Raw genomic sequence first — 17,497 nt, 5'->3', positions numbered from 1 at the left:
AGTCAGATATTGGTCCGATCAGTGTTGAACGAGATAGGTTTCAATCCTGCCGACACCTGCCAGTTCTACATTACAGCGCGGTTCGAGCTCCCAGGAGGTGCGCAGGGCCTGCTTGGTTGCCTCCGAGATCTGCATGCGGTCGGCCACGCCCTGGGACTCGAGCCGGCTTGCAACATTCACGGTCTCGCCCCAGAGGTCGTAGACGAACCGATGCCGGCCGATCAGGCCCGCGATCACCGGTCCGGTGTGCACGCCAATGCGGATCCGAAAACTATCGTTGCCCCAAGCTAAGGGCTTCAACGCGTCCAGCATGGATTTCCCCAGTGCCACGATCCTGTCGGCATGGTCAGCTGCCGGTTCGGGAACGCCGCCCGCAGCCATATAGGCGTCTCCGATGGTCTTGATTTTCTCCACGGAATGCTTCTCCGCCAAGACGTCGAACGTGCCGAATAGACTGTCAAGACGCTTGATCAGGTCCGACGGCGGCAACCTTGCCGCTATGCTCGAGAAACCGACAATATCGGCAAAAAGAATGGTCACGTCATCGAACCGGTCGGCAATGAACTCTTCGCCCCGATGCAGTCGTGCCACGATCTGAGCGGGCAAGATCGCATGAAGTAGCGAGTCAGCCCGCCGCTTCTCCGCCTCGATCCGCTGAAGATACTGGTGCTCGCGGTCGAGCCAACGCTTCTTCTCCAAACTCGAGTTGATCCGGGCGCGCAGCAGGACTGGATTAAAAGGTTTAGGCAAGTAGTCGTCGGCCCCCGCCTCGATGCAGCGGACCACTGCGTCCACTTCGTCCAACCCCGATATCATGATGACAGGGATATGCCGCCATCGGCGCTCCGCTTTCAATCGTGAGAGCACCTCGATGCCGTTCATGTCCGGCATCAGGAGGTCCAGCAAAACCAGGTCAAACTCGTGTTCCGCAAGGTGAGCCAGCGCTGACAGACCGGACTCGGCAGTGACTACCTGATGACCGTCACGTTGCAAGCGGCGGGAGAGGAGACCGCGGTTACTGCTGATGTCGTCAACGACAAGTATGCGGCCACTGCCGGAGCTTACGGGGTGCTCCGTCTTGATCACTGCCCGTTCGAGTCCTGCCGCATCGATCTCAGCCTGATCCGTGGTCCGCGGTTCCTCGCTGTCGGGTGCGCGCGAGAGGCCGGCAATTGCATCGACATGCGCCAACAACTCGGCCGCCGCGGCGAGCATCACCCTGACATCCTCTTCCAGCGCGTATTCGTGCAATTCTTCGGCTTCTTCACGAATCATTTCGGAATAGCCGATGATCGCGTTGAGCGGCGTTCGCAAGTCGTGGCGCAGTTTCGCCTCGATCTCGACCCCTGCCCGATTCTGATTGTCGGCTTTGCCATGGATCAAGCTGTCGATCAGGCTATTCAATTCGCAAGCAGCGGCGCTGACCTTCTCTAGATCCGATGTCATGTGGACCAGACCGAGGTCCTGCACCTGTTCGGTCAGCAACTCCTGAAATCCTGAGATTGCCCGCGCAGGTCCGGCGAGCTGCTGTGCCAGATGGACGGCGATCGCATGGCGTTGGAACTTGTTCTTGGCAATCATGTTTTCAAACCGTCGACCTGGGCCTCATCGATTCCCCGCAAGCAATTGTTCAATTTTCTGGACAAGTCGCGACAGGTCCACCGGCTTGCTATCGTAGTCATCGCAGCCGGCCTCGAGCGCCATTTCGCGATCGCTGGCCATCGCGTGCGCAGAAAGCGCAATGATCGGGATCCCGGAGGTGGCCGGATCAGCCTTGATCCGCCGGGTCGCCTCCCACCCGTCCATGACCGGCAAGCTCATATCCATGAGGATGAGATCCGGCCTTTCCGAAACGGTGAGTTCCACGCCCGACTGTCCGTTTTCCGCAATTAGGACTTCGAACCCACGCCGCGACAACCGCCGCGAGAGCATGTCGCGGTTCAATTCGTTGTCTTCTACGAGAAGGATCCTCGTCATCCTAGGCTTCCTTCAGCCATGGGGGCGGTTCCGCGATCGGCAATGTTGGCACCTGTCGATCCAAGTGGGAATATCTGGCGCTCGAGGGCCTCGACCAACTGAGACCGACTGTTTGCGCCCTTGGTAACAACCGCGACCGCCCTGTCGCGAAGCCATTTGAGCTCGTCCGCCGACAAATCCTTGGAAGTCACGACGACGACCGGAATGTTCTGCAGCTCGGGCACCTGCTGCATTTCGTTCAAGGTCTCGAATCCGTCCATTTCGGGCATCAGCAGATCAAGCAGGACCAGACGCGGCAACAACCGCTTCATCAGCTTGAGGCCGCGCAGGCCATCGCTTGCCTCGTGAACCCGCCAATCCTTCTTGACCAGAATACGCCGAAGGAAATCGCGGGAGGCTTGATCGTCATCAATAACAAGCACATCGCGGTTACCATTGCCGCAAGCCTCTATTGTTCGAACAAGCTTCCGCGTGTCGATCGGCTTCGTCAGGTATTCGACCGCACCGAGTGAGAGGCCGAGTTCGCGATCTGCAAGTATCGTCGCAAGGATTACTGGAATCTCGCAGAGCTCCTTGTCGCTCTTCAGCGAGCGCAGCACTGACCAGCCGTCCTGATGCGGCATGATAATGTCGAGAACGATTGCGACGGGGCGATGCGCTCGCGCAGCGGCTATTCCTTCCTCGCCACTTGCTGCTTCGATCGACGCCAGTCCCGCCTCTGCCAAAGCCCTGGCGATGAGGGTTCGGGCGGCAGGTTCGTCATCGATGATCAGAACCGCCTTGTCCGACGGCCTCGACGACAGCGGTTCGGCGGATCGCTGCTCGCTAGATTCCTCGTTGCACTCGGCTGGAATCTCCATTGTGAAGGTCGAGCCTTTTCCGAATTCGCTCCTGACCGTTACAACGCCTCCGATCATTCGGCAGAAACTCCGGGTTATGCTAAGGCCCAATCCCGTTCCGCCATAGTTGCGCGTGGTGGACGCGTCTGCTTGCATAAAAGCGTCAAAGAGCCGTTCTTGCTGCTCCGGCGTCATCCCGATCCCGGTGTCCGACACCGTGAATATTAGCCAGTCTCCGTCCGATCTCCTGTTGCGTCGAACCGCCAGCGTTACACGGCCCACTTCTGTGAACTTGGCCGCGTTACTGAGTAAATTGAAGAGGTTATGACGCAACTTCGTCTGGTCCGAATGCATTTTCCCGAGGTCGCCTGCGAGGTCCAGCACGAAACTGTTTCGGTTTTTCGCCATCAGTGGCGCGACTGTAGCCTGGACATCGCGCAACAAGTCGGCGACGTCGAAAGTCTCCAGAAAATTTTCCATCTTATTTGCCTCGATCTTCGACAGATCGAGAATGTCGTTGATGAGCGCGAGGAGATGGCGACCGGCCCCGGCGATCTTTTCCACATCTGGGACGAACTCGTTCATTTGCTCGTCACTCGCCTCTTCGATCAGCATCTCGCTGTAGCCAATGATCGCGTTCAGTGGAGTGCGTAGCTCGTGGCTCATGGACGCGAGGAAGCTGCTCTTGGCCTCATTTGCCGCTTCAGCATGGCTCTTGGCCCGCTCGAGTTCGACCTCTCTCTGCTTCAGTTCCGTGATGTCGGTGTAAACGGCGACGGTCCCGCCGTCGGGGGTCTTTCGTTTGCTGACGCGGACCCAGCGTTCTCCGAAGCGACCCTCGTGGACGAAGCCTGCCGGATCCTTCTGGATACGCAGCCTCTTCGCAATCCATTCCTCCGGCGACGCGCCCTCAAGGTCGACGTGCCCGCTCGCCAAGCGTCCTTTCAGAATATCCTGAAGGCTTTGCCCAGGAAGAGTAGCTCGCTCATTGCCGGGAAAGATTTCGCAGTATTTGCTATTGGCAAGAAGGACCTTGTCCTCCGAATCGAACAGGATAAATCCGTCAGAAATCGCCTCGAGTGCCGCTGCGATCGTCCGTCTTTGACGTTCCGCCTCATCTTCCAGTCTTTGCTTTTCAATTGCGCTCGCCCGGAAAAGCCGAAGGGTCCGCGCCATCGCGCCGAGCTCGTCCCCTCCCTCTGCCTGTATTTCGACGTCGTAGCGTCCTTCCGTCAGATTTCCGATCACCCAGTTCAACCGCCGCAACGGCCCGATGATCGAGCGAAGAACAAGGATGGTGAGAAGCGATCCGATCATCACCACGATGGCCACCAGAACGGCAGCGGTAGTTGCCGTTTTCTGGGTTTCTGCTACGACCTCGTTGCGAGCGGCTTCTGCCTCGGCGCTCGCTCGTTCGACGAGTTTGTTAAGCGCGGCATCCACATTTGCGCTATGGGTGCGCGCCTCGGCGAGGAGAGTGTTGCCGATGATGCGGTTGTCTTGAGTATAGCTGTCTGCCGCTTGTAAGGCAGTTTTGACATAGGCATCGATCTCAACACGGATTTCCCTGACCGCATCCGGTGATGATTTCGAAAGGCGGTCCAGATGTGCCAGCAGTCGCTCGCGCGCCTGCTCGGCATTGCGCTGGGAATTCATCAATAAGCTAACTGACAAATCAGTCAGCCAGTATCGCAATTCGCCGAATGTTACGTGGGCCGTAGCCGCAGTGGACGCGACGTCGAAAAATGCCTTGGTCTCCGCGGTTCGATCTGCACTGCGATAAAGTGCCTGTGTGAGAAAGATGGACGATACGATGAGGCTGATAAGGCCGGCCGCTGTCAGCGCAGCTATGCGGGCCGAAATCGGCAGATTGGCGAAGCTACGCGCAAGTGGCCTCGCCGGCGCCGATACGGCTTCCACTTGGTGCGATGATTGTTCCAAAGCGCTCATTTGAACAAGACGATGCTGATCGCGCCTCCCAGATCGCCCGCTTTGCCGCCCTCCTTTGGATATCCTGTCACGTCGATCTCGCCCTTCGGCTCGCCGTGACAGGAAAGACACGATCCAGTATAGTATTCGGGCAGCAGCATTCGAAATGCCGGGCGTCCATCCACCTCTGTGACGTCCGTGTAGGCTTCTCCCTTCGCTCTCTGCGGATCCAGCAAGACCTTTTCGATGATCTGTGCTTCCCAGGCGTCCGGAAGCGATTTGCGGTTACGCACGAGTTGCTCTGGCGCAGTCACGCGCACTCGAGCTTCGTTGCCGGCCTTGGCGCCGAACTTGTCATTCATCAGACGAGCAAACACCGCTGGCACGAAACCCTTGAAAGCGATTCCCGCGCGGTTGATGTTATCTTGCTGTTCGTCCACCACCTCTCGCATCGCCTCAATCTGGACCTCAAGCAGACGCCGGTCGCGCTCGTTCAATTCGCCGGAAAGCGGGTCGTTGCCGGTGTGTTTTGAGTATGCGGCGATGGCCTCTCTCGTAATGCGCTCACCGTCGAGGTGCTTGTCGCCAATTGCAGGATCATTAATGAGCGTCTGATAGTTCGAGATGATGCTTCGCCCCGCACGGAGCAATTCCGCGAGTCGCGTTCCTGTCACGACATCCTCGGTAACTCCCGCTCCGAAGGCAAACGACACGACAAACGCGCAGCCGACAAGAACAGCGGCAATGAAAGTCCGCGTCAACGTTGACATGCCGGACATTTCCGTTTCCCTTCAAGGAAGGCCGCTAGCAGCATAGCACGATAAGGCCGGGGAGGCAGCGACAAACTTCGAAGCTCAGGGAAGGAGGGAACGAAATATTCGCCGTCTGTTCCGAAGCGTCCCTGGGTTGTAACCCATCCGTCGAACGTCCGTTACCACCCCATTGCTAACCCACAGCTTCGACGACTGGATGACGGCTTGGGTCATGGCCGTGAATTGGCCCGGAGCAAGCGAGCTTCCGCTTAGGACCGGAACCGGTATTCCGCTTAGGGTAAAGCCATTACGACAGCTTCAGGCAGAGCCATCACCTTCAGCACCGCTTCGCGTCATACTGCTGGCTGGAGACGCCCCTCGTTGACGGGCACGGCCGGCCTTCGCCTTACGGCTGCGCCAGCCGCGATCCGAACCGACGAAGGCTTCCAGCATGTGCGGAATCAGGGCAGCGGTGTCCACGGGTTCATAGAGCCGGCTGTGCTCGGCCGCATACTGATCGAGTTCCTCCTTGAGAGGCTCCGGCAGGATGATGGTAATGCGGACGACACCAACCTTCGGCAGCCGACCGAGCCTCAGATCTGGCACTGTTCACCTCCTGCTTGTGAGACAAGGACATGTTGACTGTTCAGATAATCGGCAAAACCGACAAGGTCGCGATGAACGGCGGCAGGCAGTTCGACCGTGATCTTGACTGGACGGTCGTCGGGAAGAGCGGAGAGTTTCAGCTTGGTCATGACGGATCCTTCGGCGTGCCGTAAGGCAAAAGAACAAGGTCGCGGTTGACGATCACGCGAACCGGGAAACCGGGCCGCACGGTGAGCGTAGGCTGGACATTGAGTTGATTGCGTACGATCTGCTGGCCAATATCGGAGGCTGAATCCTGCGCGCTTTCGCGGATGGCCTTGGCGATTTCGCTTTCGTCGTGGCTGGACCCAAGCGATGTCCCAATGCCCAGCAATGTCGAGAGTGCTGCGGCCCGGAACATCTGGCCCCAATGATGGTCGACCTCGTCCTCCAGCCCGGAAAATCCTTCAGCGTCTGCGCCCTGCTGGCGCTCCAGCACGATCGAGGTGCCGTCCGGCATGATCAGCCGGTTCCAGACCAGCAGCACGCGCGACTGGCCGAAGGCGACATGGCTGTCGTACTGGCCGATCAACCTCGCACCCTGCGGGATCAGAAGGTATGAGCCCGTTGGGCTGTCGTAGACATTTTCCGTGACCTGAGCGGTGATCTCGCCGGGCAAGTCGGAGCGGATGCCCGTGATAAGGGCAGCTGGAATGACTGTGCCGGCTTGTACCACATAGGGCGAGGCCTTCTCGGCGAGCCGATTGGGACTGACGGTGCGACGGTCTGGCTCGGCATTGACGAAGGCAAGCTTGCGATCCTGCATGTTTTGCGCGGCACCAGGATCGATCGGTGGCGGCTCGGGGGGCAGAGTCAGACCAGATTGGGTGTCCGGTTCTACGACTCTGCTGCCAGTACCCTGTCGAGCGGGACCAGCTCTCGTGTTCGTGTCGGTGAAGAGCTTCGCCACGCGTGCGGACTCGATCTCGGCCAGTCGGCGCTGCTCTTCCGGATCGGCGCGCGGTGCACTGATGTTGGACGCCCCAACCGGCTGGCCACGCTCCTGGGCACGCAAGATCGGCCGGCCCAAATCGCCAGGCAGAGCGGGGCCGAGCTGCGGAACCCCGGCATAGTCCTTCGGCAGCTTCTGAAGCCCGTCGGCCGTTGGGCGGTTTTCGGTGGTGAAGAGCTCGGCCGGCTGTTCGGTTCCGCGCTGTCTGGTGTCGAGCGCCCAAATCAACGTGCCGAGGATCGCAGCGCTGGCAACTCCACCAACGCCTATCAGCACCTTGCGCGACAGTCGGGTGACCCTGGCCGGTTCGGGCCGCAGGCGCAGTTCCGCTCGTATGTCCTGGTTGGGTGCATTCGCAAGGTCGCTCATCGGAACAGCCTCGTGCTGGGCCAGGTTCGTTTGCCGTCCGTGCGCACGATGCGAACGCGCTTTTCGCTTGTTTTGTCGCCGAGCCTCAATTCAGCGGCGGCAAACAGCCGATCAACAACGTAGTAGTTCTGGCGAGCACGGTAGTTGACCAGTTCCGAGCCGCCGGATGGACCGATGACAAAGAGCGGCGGCATTTCGCCTTGCCCTATGCCTGACGGGAACTCGATGTAGACTTTTGCACCGTCGTCGAAGGCGCGAAGCGGCCGCCACGGCGCCGTGTCGCCTTCGATGCGATAGCGGAAATTCAGCTTCTGTATGTCGACGCCGGAGGCGACCGGCTGAGCGGCGGAAGCCTGCGCGTTCTGACGCCGCAGCGCAATCAGCTGGTCCTGCGGATACTGCCAGGAGACCGAGGCCATGTAGGTGTTTTCGGTCGAGCGCAGCTCGAGATGATAGGTGCGGCGGTCGCTGTTGATGACGAGATTGGTCTGCAGATCCGGCCGTGTCGGCTTCACAAGAATATGGACCTGCTGGCGCTCCCCTGCCCCGCTTTGTGTGTCGCCGATGATCCAGCGCACCGTGTCGCCGGCGGCAACAGGCCCGGAGCCGACGAGCTGCTCGCCGGGCTGCAAGGCGATGTCGGTGACCTGGCCGGGCGCGGCATAGATCTGGTAGAGCGCGCCCTCACTCCAGGGATAGAGCTGGATGGCGTTGACGAAGCCGTCGCGAACCGGCTGCATTCTTGCTGCCTCATTGGCCTGGCTGATCCGCTGCTTCGGATCGGTGGGCTCCAGCTTCACCTTAGTGGCCTCGACCGGTTTCAACTGACCTGGAAGCGGAAGCGGTTTCGGCAATTCCACTACCTTCACAGGACCAGGTGGGTCGACCGTGCGTACGGCAGGCACCGGATCGTCATAGGCGATCTGCGGCGGAATGTATTTCTTCGATGCACACCCGGCGAGCGCTGTTGCCGACAGCAGTGCCAGGGCAAGCCTACGTGCCTTGGGCGCACTGCGCGTGGCCGGTCTCGCCGACGTTCTTGTTGGTGCTGCACGCATCATGAAAACTCCTTCGACCAGCTGATGGCGTTGACATAGACGCCAAGCGGATTGGCTTTGAGCCGGTCAGCGTCGCGGGGTTGCTGAATCACGATTGTGAGGATTGCAGTCCAGCGCTCGCTGCCGGCCAGGTTGCCATTCTCGTAGCGGCGCTCGATCCAGGCGACGCGAAAGGAATCGGGCGTAGCACGGATGACGCTGGAAACCTCGATCGCGATCTGGAATTTGCCTAATTTGGCAAACGGGTCGTTCAAGCGTGCATAATCATTGAGAGAAATGGCGCCGCGGTCTGTGGTGTAATCGTATGCGCGCAGCCAGTTTTGGCGAACGATGACAGGGTCGGCCGGAATGCTTCTGACCTGTTCGATGAAGCGGGCCAGATGCCACGCGATCTGCGGATCGGTCGGCCGATAGTCGGCAACGGCCGGGGCGACAAGCTGCGCCTCGCCAAACTTGTCGACCTGAACCACCCAGGGAACCACTGAGCCGCGCGTCGATTGCCAGACCAATGCGGATGCAAAACCGCCGGCCAGGACGAGCGAGCCGAAGGCCATCAGCCGCCAGTTCTTCGCCTGGACGCGAGCCGAGCCGATGCGCTCGTCCCAAGTCTGGGCTGCGCGCTGATATGGCGTCTCAGGGTGAGGCGTTTTTCCGTAACGAACAAAAGGGCGTCGAAAGAGGTTCATCGGCGGTCGTCCTGATCGAGGGAAACATTCATCGAGCCGCCGCTATCATTGCTCGAGTGGATCGAATGCGCGGCGATGCTGGCCCCATGGCTCATAGCCTGGCTGCGTTTCATGCGTTTTGCCCATGCGGGCGCAGAGTCGGCACTGGCTTCGGTGGTCGGCCATTCACCGGAGGAAGCCGTTCGCGACGATTGCTCTCCACTCGCCGCATTCAAAGCCGCAAAGCGGCCGGCCTCGTAGCTGTCGGACAGGGCTGACGCGGCGCGTGACATCGCCTGCTTGACGGGTTGAACGGCAGCGCTGGCACCAACCTTTGCGATACCCGCCATGCCGGCGGCGACTGAGCCTGCACCACCTCTTCCAGATGTCCCTGCGCCAAGCTCCCAGGCGGCCGAAGTGCTGCCGGCCAGGTGTGCGCCGCCGCGAGCGGCTGCTGCCGATACACGCCCACCGGCGTTGAGCGCGCCTGCAGCACCGCCTATTGCAGCATGGGCACCCGCAGCGCCAGCCACGCCAAGGCCGCCAGCGACGAGGCTCGTGCCAACAGCGGCACCTGCGCCCAATTGCGGGGCACCAGAGACCAGCCCCGTCGCAATGCCGGGACCGAAGATCGACAGCCCCATCAGCGACAGAGCGCCCAGGACAAGCGACAGCGCATCCGTGATAGTGGGCTGCTCAGCGCCGAAGCCCTGGGTGAACTCGCCGAACAGGCCCGAGCCGATGCCGACGATGACGGCAAGGACCAGGATCTTGACGCCGGAGGCAACGATGTTGCCGAGCACTTTTTTGGCAAGGAAAGTGGTCCGGTTGAACAGCGCAAAGGGGAGCAGCACAAACCCGGCAAGCGTCGTCAGCTTGAATTCGACCAGTGTGACGAAGATCTGGACAGCCAGAAGAAAGAACGCAATCAATACGATCGCCCAGGTGATCATCAGCACTACGATCTGGACGAAATTCTCGAAGAACGAGACGTAGCCCATCAATTGGCTGGCGCCTCGAGGATCGGATTGCCGGCATCGATGCCGACTTGCGCAACGCGGCCTGGCTGCAGCAATGCCGAGCCTGAAAGTGCCGAGCCTCCAGCCTTCAGGCCGAGCCCGGAAAAGCTCTCGAAAACGATGCCGGCAAGACGGTTGAAGTTGCCAATGACGAAGGCGAAGAACCCGATGTAGAGCGTCTTCTTCACCAGCCGGTGCAGCACGTCTTCATCAGCACCCCAGGCCCAGAACAGGCCGGCCAGTGTGATGTCGATGACAATCAGGGTCGAAGTGAGAAACGCAACTTCCCCACCGAGCAGACCAAAGCCGGAATCGATGTAGCGAGTGAAAGTCTCGAGGAAGCGATCAATCACCCCGGTGTCGTTCATGGCGCCACCGTTTCCGGATAGGGCCGGTCTTCCGCGAAAGGCGGCGTTGGCCATTGGAGCGGTGGCACCCGGCTCGGGTCCTTTTCGATCGACGGAGCCACGTTTGGCACGATCGGGCGGGATGGTCGCAGGAAACGTCGGCGGCCTTCAGCCCAGGCTTTCCTGCAGGCGTCGTCATCAATCGCCGCAATGCCAATGTCCCGGCATCGGCCAAGTTCGACTCTTGCCGGCTCGCCGCCCGGATGCGCGGAGTGCGGGGAGGACGCGTCCCGCGAGCCGTCGCCGCGCAGCACCATGAAGGCGGCGGTCATGGCGGCGCCAAGTGCAAGAACGGCTGTTATCCGGGCGGCGATCTTGAGATCCATGCGGTCTTCGCCTCAGTCGTGGAACATTCTTACGGATGACGGGCTGTAGCTGCGGCCCGTCATGAAACGGCTGAACTGTTCTTGTGCCTGCTCCTGCGCGGCTGCCCTCCTCGCCTGCTCAAGGGCGTCGGCCCTTCCTTGTGCGGCCAGCATCGCGGTAAGATCGGCAACTTGCTTGGCCTGCACGGCAAGAAGCTGGTTACCGGCTTGCGTCGCCTGCAGCACGCCGACAGCCGATTGGCTGGCGCTGACCAGCGCACTCGTCTGCTCTTGTGTCCCTGCGATGTTGTCGACGGCGACGGCGCCGGTTTTCAGCGAATGCTCGAAGGCAGACACCGAGGTCTGCCAGCGTTGACGCGCACCCTCGACAAGCTGCTGGCTGGAGAGATCCGAACCGAAATTCGTGTAAGTGGAGGTAAACTGGCTCTCGATGTCCTGGACGCTATAGGCCAGCTTCTCGGCCTCGCCGAGCAGGCTCTTCATCTCGGAAAAATTGCCCTCAATTTGGCCAAGCAGCGAGGTCGGCAGCGACGTGAGATTCTTGGCCTGGTTGATCAGCATCTGCGCTTCGTTTTGCAGCGAGGTGATCTGGTTGTGGATCTGCTTCAGGGCACGCGATGCCGAGAGCAGGTTTTCGGCGTAATTCCTGGGATCGAACACGATCAGCGCCGATGCTGGTGCCGATGACAGCGCCGTCGCGACCGCAATGGCACCGGCTGCCGCCATGCGACGGATAGGGCTGCCTGCAAGAACGAAATTCATGACGAAATCTCCTCTGTGGACTGTTCGATCACGTTGGTGAGATCTGGGATGAGGTCGGCAGCCCAGGAGAGACCGCGCTCTGCTAGCCAGGCCTCGAGGAAATGGTCTCGGCCGGCATCGGCGATTATCCGGTTGATCGCAGCCTGGTCCGATTTGGACGATGTGGCGCAAAGCGCCAGCGCGATCGGACCGAGCCCCAGTTCAAACAGACGGTTGCCGCGGCGGCTTTGACAGTAATAGTCGCGCTTCGGGATCGCCCTGGCGATGATCTCGATCTGGCGATCGTTGAGGCCAAAGCGTCGGTAGACCTCGGTGATCTGCGGCTCGATGGCGCGCTCGTTCGGCAAGAACAGCCGCGTCGGGCAGCTTTCGACTATTGCCGGCGCAATTGGCGATCCGTCGATGTCGGAAAGCGACTGCGTGGCGAAGACCACGCTGGCGTTCTTCTTTCTCAGCGTCTTCAGCCATTCGCGCAGTTGGTCGGCGAAACCGCCATCATCGAGCGCCAGCCAGCCCTCGTCGATGAGAAGCAGTGTTGGCCGGCCGTCCATCCTCTGCTCGAGGCGGTGGAAAAGATAGGCAAGTACCGCGGGAGCAGCACCCGTGCCGATCAGGCCCTCGGTTTCGAACGCTTGGACGGAGGCGTCGCCGAGACGCTCACGCTCGCCATCAAGCAGCCGGCCATAAGCGCCGCCGATGCAGTAGGGGCCGAGCGCCTGTTTGAGCGGCGAAGACTGCAGCAGCACGGACAGGCCAGTCAGCGTCCTCTCCTGGACCGGCGCAGAAGCCAGCGATGTCAGCGCCGACCACAGATGTTCCTTGACCTGCGGCGTGATGGGTACGCCCTCGCGCACTAGAATATCGATAAGCCAGTCGGCCGCCCAGGCCCGCTCTGGTATATGATGGATGCGGGCAAGCGGCTGTAGCGACACGGTGCCGACATCGCTCGACAGATCGGCCAAGGTGAGCAAGGGCAACGGATCGTCAGACACCTGCCCGCTTTCAGCATTGCTTCCGAGACTGTGCCAATCACCATTCATGGCGAGCATGGCAGCGCGGATTGAGCCGCCGAAATCGAAGGCAAAGAGCTGGCTGTTCTGGTAACGCCGGAACTGAAGCGCGATCATCGCCAACAGGACCGACTTGCCGGCGCCGGTCGGGCCGATGACGAGGGTGTGACCGACATCGCCAACATGCAGGCTGAACCGGAACGGTGTGGCGCCCTCCGTTCTGGCAAAGAACAGCGGCGGGGCGCCAAAGTGCTCGTCCTCGATCGGACCTGCCCAGACCGCGGAAAGCGGAATCATGTGCGCGAGGTTGAGCGTCGAGAGCGGCGGCTGGCGAATATTGGCATAGGCATGGCCAGGAATGCCGCCCAGCCAAGCTTCGACAGCGTTGACGCCTTCGGCGATACAGGTGAAGTCCCTGCCCTGAATGATCTTTTCGACCAGACGCAGCTTTTCGTCGGCAATCGAGGGATCGGTATCCCAGACCGTCACGGTGGCGGTGACATAGGCTTCGCCGATCTGGTCAGAGCCCAGGTCCTGCAGCGCCGCGTCTGCATCGGCCGCCTTGTTGGCGGCGTCCGTGTCGACGAGGACGGACGCTTCGTTGGTCATCACCTCCTTAAGGATCGCGGCGACGGATTTCCGTTTCGCGAACCACTGACGGCGTATCTTCGTCACCAACTTGGTCGCGTCGGTCTTGTCCAGCATGATCGCGCGCGTGGACCAGCGGTAGGGGAAGGCAAGCCGATTAAGATCGTCAAGAATCCCCGGGAAGGTCATCGTCGGGAACCCGGTGACGGTGAGTGTGCGCAGATGCGCATCGCCAAGCCTCGGCTCCAAGCCCCCGGCCAACGGCTGATCGACAAGCAAAGCGTCGAGATGCATCGGCGTTTCTGGCACGCGAACGCGATGCCGCTTGGTCGAAATGGTTGAGTGCAGGTAACTCAGCGTCTCGCCGTCATCGAGCCAGCGAGCTTCGGGAACGAAGCCCTCGATGAGGTTGAGCACGCGCTCGGTGCGATCGACAAAAGTCTTCAGGAGCTCCCAGGGATCGACGCCTGGCTTTTCCCGGCCTTCGTAGAGGAAGCTCTCCATTCGTGACGCTTCCTCGGCGGGAGGCAGCCACATGAAAGTGAGGAAGTAGCTGCTTTCAAACAGCACGCCGGAGGCTCCGAACTGTTCCCGACGCTCGATATCGAGAAGCGCGGATGCGCAATCCGGGAACCGGCTGTCGGGGTAGCTGCTGGCGGGATTGCGCTGCGCTTCGACAAAGATTGCCCAGCCGGAGCCCAGCCGGCGCAGCGCGCCGTTGAGCCGCGCGGTCGTGCCGACCAGCTCCGCGGGCGTGGCGGAGTCCAGATCCGGCCCGCGAAAACGCGCCGTCCTTTGAAAACTGCCGTCCTTGTTGAGCACCACGCCCGGCGCAACCAGGGCAGCCCAAGGCAGATAGTCTGCGAGGCTGGCGCTCTTCTTTCGGTATTCCGCGAGGTTCATCATGATGAGGAGCTCAACAGCCGAAATGCGTGGGGTAGCGCAGGTGTCGGCGAACCACATCGACGAATTGCGCATCGCGCTTTGCCGCCCAGACGGCCATGAGATGCCCGACCGCCCAGATGATGAGTCCGGCGATCCACAAACGAAGTCCCAATCCGACCGCGCCGGCCAGCGTGCCGTTGGCAATCGCGACCGCGCGCGGCGCGCCGCCGAGCAGGATCGGTTCGGTGAGTGCGCGATGAATCGGCGCGAAAAAGCCACGGACTTCCTCCTCCATCAGATCAGCGCTCCGCCGCCGAAGGAGAAAAAGGACAGGAAGAACGAACTTGCCGCGAAAGCGATCGACAGCCCGAAGACGATCTGGATCAGCCGGCGAAATCCGCCTGACGTGTCGCCGAAGGCGAGCGAAAGGCCGGTGATGATGATGATGATCACCGCCACAATCTTGGCGACTGGCCCCTCGATCGATTCGAGAATTTGCTGAAGCGGCTCCTCCCAGGGCATGGAAGAACCGGCAGCATTGGCAGGTGCAATCATCATGATCGCAGTGGTCGCCGCATACGACAGCTTCACGGCAGGCTTATGGAAAGCCGATGAATTGAAGGGAATGGGGGTCATTCTGAAGCTCCATAGGGCGAGTGGTGATTCAGGGCCGTTGTGGTCTCGAGATTTGCTTCCAGGGTGCGGTAGTCGCCGGTGGCCGGATCGAGCCCGTCGACCAAGGCGATCTCGACAAGCCGGCGCGCTGCGCCACGGCCAGCGAGAACCGCGATGATATCTATGGTTTCGGCGATCAGCGCGCGTGGGACCGTAACGACGGCCTCCTGTACGAGCTGTTCCAGTCGCCGCAATGCGCCAATGGCAGAATTGGCGTGAATGGTGCCGATGCCGCCGGGATGACCGGTGCCCCATGCCTTCAACAGATCGAGCGCTTCGGCGCCGCGTACCTCGCCGATCGGGATGCGGTCGGGCCGAAGCCGTAACGACGACTTCACCAGATCGGACAACGAGGCGACACCGTCCTTGGTGCGCAGCGCTACAAGATTGGGCGCAGCACACTGCAACTCGCGTGTGTCCTCGATCAGCACGACGCGCTCGGCGGTTTTAGCCACCTCCGCCAAAAGCGCGTTGACCAGCGTGGTCTTGCCCGTCGATGTGCCGCCGGCCACCAGCACGTTCTTCCGTGTCTCCACGGCAAGCTGCAGGGTGTCAGCCTGGCCTTCGGTCATGATGCCGGCCGCGACATAGTTTCGAAGCGTAAACACCGCGACTGCCGGCTTGCGGATGGCGAATGTTGGTGCCGTGACGACAGGGGGCAACAGGCCTTCGAACCGTTCACCGGTCCCGGGCAGTTCAGCCGAAACGCGCGGCGAGCCCGAATGCACCTCCGCACCGACATGGTGCGCGACCAGCCTGACGATCCGTTCGCCGTCGGCCGCGATCAGTATTTCATTGCTTGCAACAAGTCCTTCGGTGAGGCGATCAATCCAGAGGCGACCATCGGGATTAAGCATCACCTCGACGATGGCCGGATCGTCAAGGAAAGCTGCTATGGCCGGGCCGAGAGCGGTGCGCAGCATGCGCGTCGCGCGCGACACCGGTCCCTTGTTGGCATGATGGTTGGTGGCCACGATGGTCCCCGTTTCTGGCGGCGGACTGGTTCGTGCCGCGCTCGGGGATAATTAGAAAAAGCATGAACACTGGCTCTGCAACAAGTAAAACCGACTATCGTGGCATGACGTGCAGAGACTTGCGAAATTCGGTGCCACGATTGCGAGGGCTCAAGCAGCCCAGTGCACGATAGGACGTCGCCGCTCCAGCAGGCGGCTATATCTACCAGAAGGCGGATTTACAGCTCGGGGTCGATCAATACGGATCGCTTTCGCCGATCGAGACCTATCGACCAGTGTCATCGACCGCCTGACATTCAGGGTTGGCATCCCAACGGAGGATCAGCGGCTCGGCAGGCGCCGGTCAGGCGACTAAGCGAGCCTGAGGCAACAAGGGTGGAACGAGCGCTGGTCTCCGACCCAATCCGTCTGGTCCCGGCAACCTGCGTGCTCGAGGCACGCATGGTGCTGGTCAGCAGGCGCGGCGAACACGCGTTGGCCGAGATCGATCTTTGGCTGCGCAAAATCGAGGCTAACATCATCCCTGTCGACTTGGGTGATCTGGCGACCGTTGGCTGACCTACGGCAAAGGCCACCACCCGGCGATCAGAGAAGGCTAACAATGTGGCGGAACAAATCATGATCATTTCTCATTGTGGTGATCATCAAGGGAGATTGAGCATGGTCGACCGGCACAACCCAAAAATCGAGGCGTCGGCAAATGTCGAAAAGGACCCGGAAGATTGGGTCAGCGGAGATGATCCAATGACCCCCGCACAAGCGTCCTATTTGAAAACTCTGGCCGAACAGGCCGACGAGCCTGACGCCTATGCTGACGGCCTTAGCAAGGCGGAAGCTTCTAAACGCATTGATGCGCTGCGGGAGAGTTAGGCCTGTAGCGTCCTCTCGTGGCTTTTCCTCTCCAGAGAAGGACAGCCGATCGGCTCGGATTGGGACAGTTTTGCTGCAGTTGTGACCCGCGCAATTAATATTTCTGAATTCCGCGCGTTGCTGCTGGACTCGGGATCGAGACGACAAACGGCGGATGGGAGCGGCTTCTAGCCTAGCAGCCCGGCATCCGCCCTAAGCTCACCAAGACGGCCCACCGGTCCAATCCTGCTGTCGAAACAGATCAGGACGTCCCGATGAGGGCGATGGTCACCAGAGACACAAAAAGGACAAGGGCGATTGCAGCGCCCCAGAAGAGAACTTTTTCGGTGCCGCGTTGCTCTTCCTCGCGAGATATGTCTTTCGCCATTGCATGCATCCTTTGCGAAGGTCGACGACTTAGCAACGTGCCGCGCCAAGACTGAGTTCCGGCAACTATCTTGCCCCTTCGGTGCTGAGAGAAAGTTCTCGGAATCAAGCGTCGTGTTGTCCAACCGTCGGTTGGTGGACGTATTGCAGCCGATGCATCTAAATCCCTGTGATCCGCGCGCACAGGGCATGCCCGACCCCGAGCCCCCGCCTGGAGCAATAGCGCTTGATCGGCCCCGCCGCATCAAACTGTGCGGCGGGCTTTTTTACTCATGCGATGGAACACCGGCGCGCAGGGAAAGGTCTGCCCTGGCAGCAAACTCTTTCCCTTATATTTTTTGCTGCCGGATCGGATAGCTTCGATCGGCCCGCGTCGTTCTTTTCCTCCGGCGACGCGGGCTCGCCGTCCTCGCTACCGGTTGAGCAGCC

Annotated in this window: 17 protein-coding genes and 3 pseudogenes; 3 read left to right on the top strand and 17 right to left on the bottom strand. The window is 60.6% G+C overall.

What is annotated here, in order from left to right; all coding sequences use genetic code 11:
• Nucleotides 1–18 precede the first annotated feature (18 nt).
• The 16 genes and pseudogenes from NKJ17_RS20575 to trbB form a co-directional block, all read right to left on the bottom strand.
• A complete protein-coding gene (locus NKJ17_RS20575) occupies nucleotides 19–1,581 on the bottom strand; it encodes an adenylate/guanylate cyclase domain-containing protein (RefSeq protein ID WP_352689834.1) in 1,563 nt (520 codons plus the stop codon).
• Between the two features lie 24 nt (nucleotides 1,582–1,605).
• Nucleotides 1,606–1,977 (bottom strand): response regulator, encoded by a 372-nt coding sequence (locus NKJ17_RS20570; RefSeq protein WP_352474820.1) that lies wholly within the window; start codon nucleotides 1,975–1,977, stop codon nucleotides 1,606–1,608.
• Nucleotides 1,974–4,766: an ATP-binding response regulator gene (locus NKJ17_RS20565; RefSeq protein ID WP_352689833.1), complete on the bottom strand. Its 2,793-nt coding sequence runs from the start codon at nucleotides 4,764–4,766 to the stop codon at nucleotides 1,974–1,976. The genes NKJ17_RS20570 and NKJ17_RS20565 overlap by 4 nt, the downstream gene beginning before the upstream one ends.
• The gene (locus NKJ17_RS20560) at nucleotides 4,763–5,524 is read right to left on the bottom strand and encodes a Tll0287-like domain-containing protein (protein ID WP_352689832.1); all 762 of its coding nucleotides are present in this window, start codon (nucleotides 5,522–5,524) and stop codon (nucleotides 4,763–4,765) included. The genes NKJ17_RS20565 and NKJ17_RS20560 overlap by 4 nt, the downstream gene beginning before the upstream one ends.
• Before the next feature lie 291 nt (nucleotides 5,525–5,815).
• A complete protein-coding gene (locus tag NKJ17_RS20555; protein WP_352689831.1) occupies nucleotides 5,816–6,103 on the bottom strand; it encodes a DUF2274 domain-containing protein in 288 nt (95 codons plus the stop codon).
• Between the two features lie 41 nt (nucleotides 6,104–6,144).
• Nucleotides 6,145–6,252, bottom strand: a pseudogene (locus NKJ17_RS20550) (DUF2274 domain-containing protein); the annotation flags it as partial.
• Nucleotides 6,249–7,463, bottom strand: a complete 1,215-nt coding sequence (locus NKJ17_RS20545; RefSeq protein WP_352689830.1) for a TraB/TrbI/VirB10 family type IV secretion system protein — start codon at nucleotides 7,461–7,463, stop codon at nucleotides 6,249–6,251. The pseudogene NKJ17_RS20550 and the gene NKJ17_RS20545, both read right to left, overlap by 4 nt.
• Nucleotides 7,460–8,521 (bottom strand): P-type conjugative transfer protein TrbG, encoded by a 1,062-nt coding sequence (gene trbG, locus NKJ17_RS20540; RefSeq protein ID WP_352689829.1) that lies wholly within the window; start codon nucleotides 8,519–8,521, stop codon nucleotides 7,460–7,462. The genes NKJ17_RS20545 and trbG overlap by 4 nt, the downstream gene beginning before the upstream one ends.
• Entirely contained in the window at nucleotides 8,521–9,207 is a 687-nt protein-coding gene (trbF, locus tag NKJ17_RS20535) for a conjugal transfer protein TrbF (RefSeq protein WP_352689828.1), read from the bottom strand. The genes trbG and trbF overlap by 1 nt, the downstream gene beginning before the upstream one ends.
• A pseudogene (gene trbL, locus NKJ17_RS20530) lies at nucleotides 9,204–10,573 on the bottom strand (P-type conjugative transfer protein TrbL). Before trbL ends, trbF begins: the two are co-directional and overlap by 4 nt.
• Nucleotides 10,570–10,938 (bottom strand): putative entry exclusion protein TrbK-alt, encoded by a 369-nt coding sequence (gene trbK-alt, locus NKJ17_RS20525; RefSeq protein ID WP_352689827.1) that lies wholly within the window; start codon nucleotides 10,936–10,938, stop codon nucleotides 10,570–10,572. Before trbK-alt ends, trbL begins: the two are co-directional and overlap by 4 nt.
• A 12-nt stretch (nucleotides 10,939–10,950) precedes the next feature.
• Complete coding sequence (gene trbJ / locus NKJ17_RS20520; protein WP_352689894.1) at nucleotides 10,951–11,664, bottom strand: P-type conjugative transfer protein TrbJ; 714 nt, start codon at nucleotides 11,662–11,664, stop codon at nucleotides 10,951–10,953.
• A gap of 32 nt (nucleotides 11,665–11,696) precedes the next feature.
• Nucleotides 11,697–14,204 (bottom strand): conjugal transfer protein TrbE, encoded by a 2,508-nt coding sequence (gene trbE, locus NKJ17_RS20515; RefSeq protein ID WP_352689826.1) that lies wholly within the window; start codon nucleotides 14,202–14,204, stop codon nucleotides 11,697–11,699.
• A 10-nt stretch (nucleotides 14,205–14,214) separates the two neighbouring features.
• Complete coding sequence (locus tag NKJ17_RS20510) at nucleotides 14,215–14,478, bottom strand: VirB3 family type IV secretion system protein (protein WP_352494331.1); 264 nt, start codon at nucleotides 14,476–14,478, stop codon at nucleotides 14,215–14,217.
• On the bottom strand, nucleotides 14,478–14,741 hold the full coding sequence (locus tag NKJ17_RS20505) for a TrbC/VirB2 family type IV secretion system protein (RefSeq protein WP_352689893.1): 264 nt from the start codon (nucleotides 14,739–14,741) through the stop codon (nucleotides 14,478–14,480). Before NKJ17_RS20505 ends, NKJ17_RS20510 begins: the two co-directional genes overlap by 1 nt.
• A 74-nt stretch (nucleotides 14,742–14,815) precedes the next feature.
• Nucleotides 14,816–15,781: a P-type conjugative transfer ATPase TrbB gene (gene trbB / locus NKJ17_RS20500; RefSeq protein ID WP_352689892.1), complete on the bottom strand. Its 966-nt coding sequence runs from the start codon at nucleotides 15,779–15,781 to the stop codon at nucleotides 14,816–14,818.
• A gap of 345 nt (nucleotides 15,782–16,126) precedes the next feature.
• On the opposite strand from trbB, the pseudogene NKJ17_RS20495 reads away from it, so the two are divergent.
• Together NKJ17_RS20495 and NKJ17_RS20490 are read left to right on the top strand one after the other, a co-directional pair.
• Nucleotides 16,127–16,416 (top strand): annotated as a pseudogene (locus NKJ17_RS20495) (hypothetical protein); the annotation flags it as partial.
• Between the two features lie 34 nt (nucleotides 16,417–16,450).
• Nucleotides 16,451–16,702: a DUF3072 domain-containing protein gene (locus NKJ17_RS20490; protein WP_352689825.1), complete on the top strand. Its 252-nt coding sequence runs from the start codon at nucleotides 16,451–16,453 to the stop codon at nucleotides 16,700–16,702.
• A gap of 241 nt (nucleotides 16,703–16,943) precedes the next feature.
• On the opposite strand, the gene NKJ17_RS20485 is transcribed toward NKJ17_RS20490, so the two are convergent.
• Nucleotides 16,944–17,069 carry a hypothetical protein gene (locus NKJ17_RS20485; protein ID WP_302895698.1) on the bottom strand — a complete coding sequence of 42 codons (126 nt, stop codon included), beginning with the start codon at nucleotides 17,067–17,069 and terminating at the stop codon, nucleotides 16,944–16,946.
• Between the two features lie 225 nt (nucleotides 17,070–17,294).
• On the opposite strand from NKJ17_RS20485, the gene NKJ17_RS20480 reads away from it, so the two are divergent.
• Nucleotides 17,295–17,497: hypothetical protein (locus NKJ17_RS20480; protein WP_352689824.1), on the top strand; the 203-nt coding region annotated here is incomplete at its 3' end.

Source organism: Mesorhizobium sp. M0208, assembly GCF_040322015.1.
In the GTDB taxonomy this organism is placed as follows: Bacteria; Pseudomonadota; Alphaproteobacteria; order Rhizobiales; family Rhizobiaceae; genus Mesorhizobium.
Note: the sequence above shows the minus strand (reverse complement) of the source record. Positions and strands in the feature narration are given on the sequence as shown.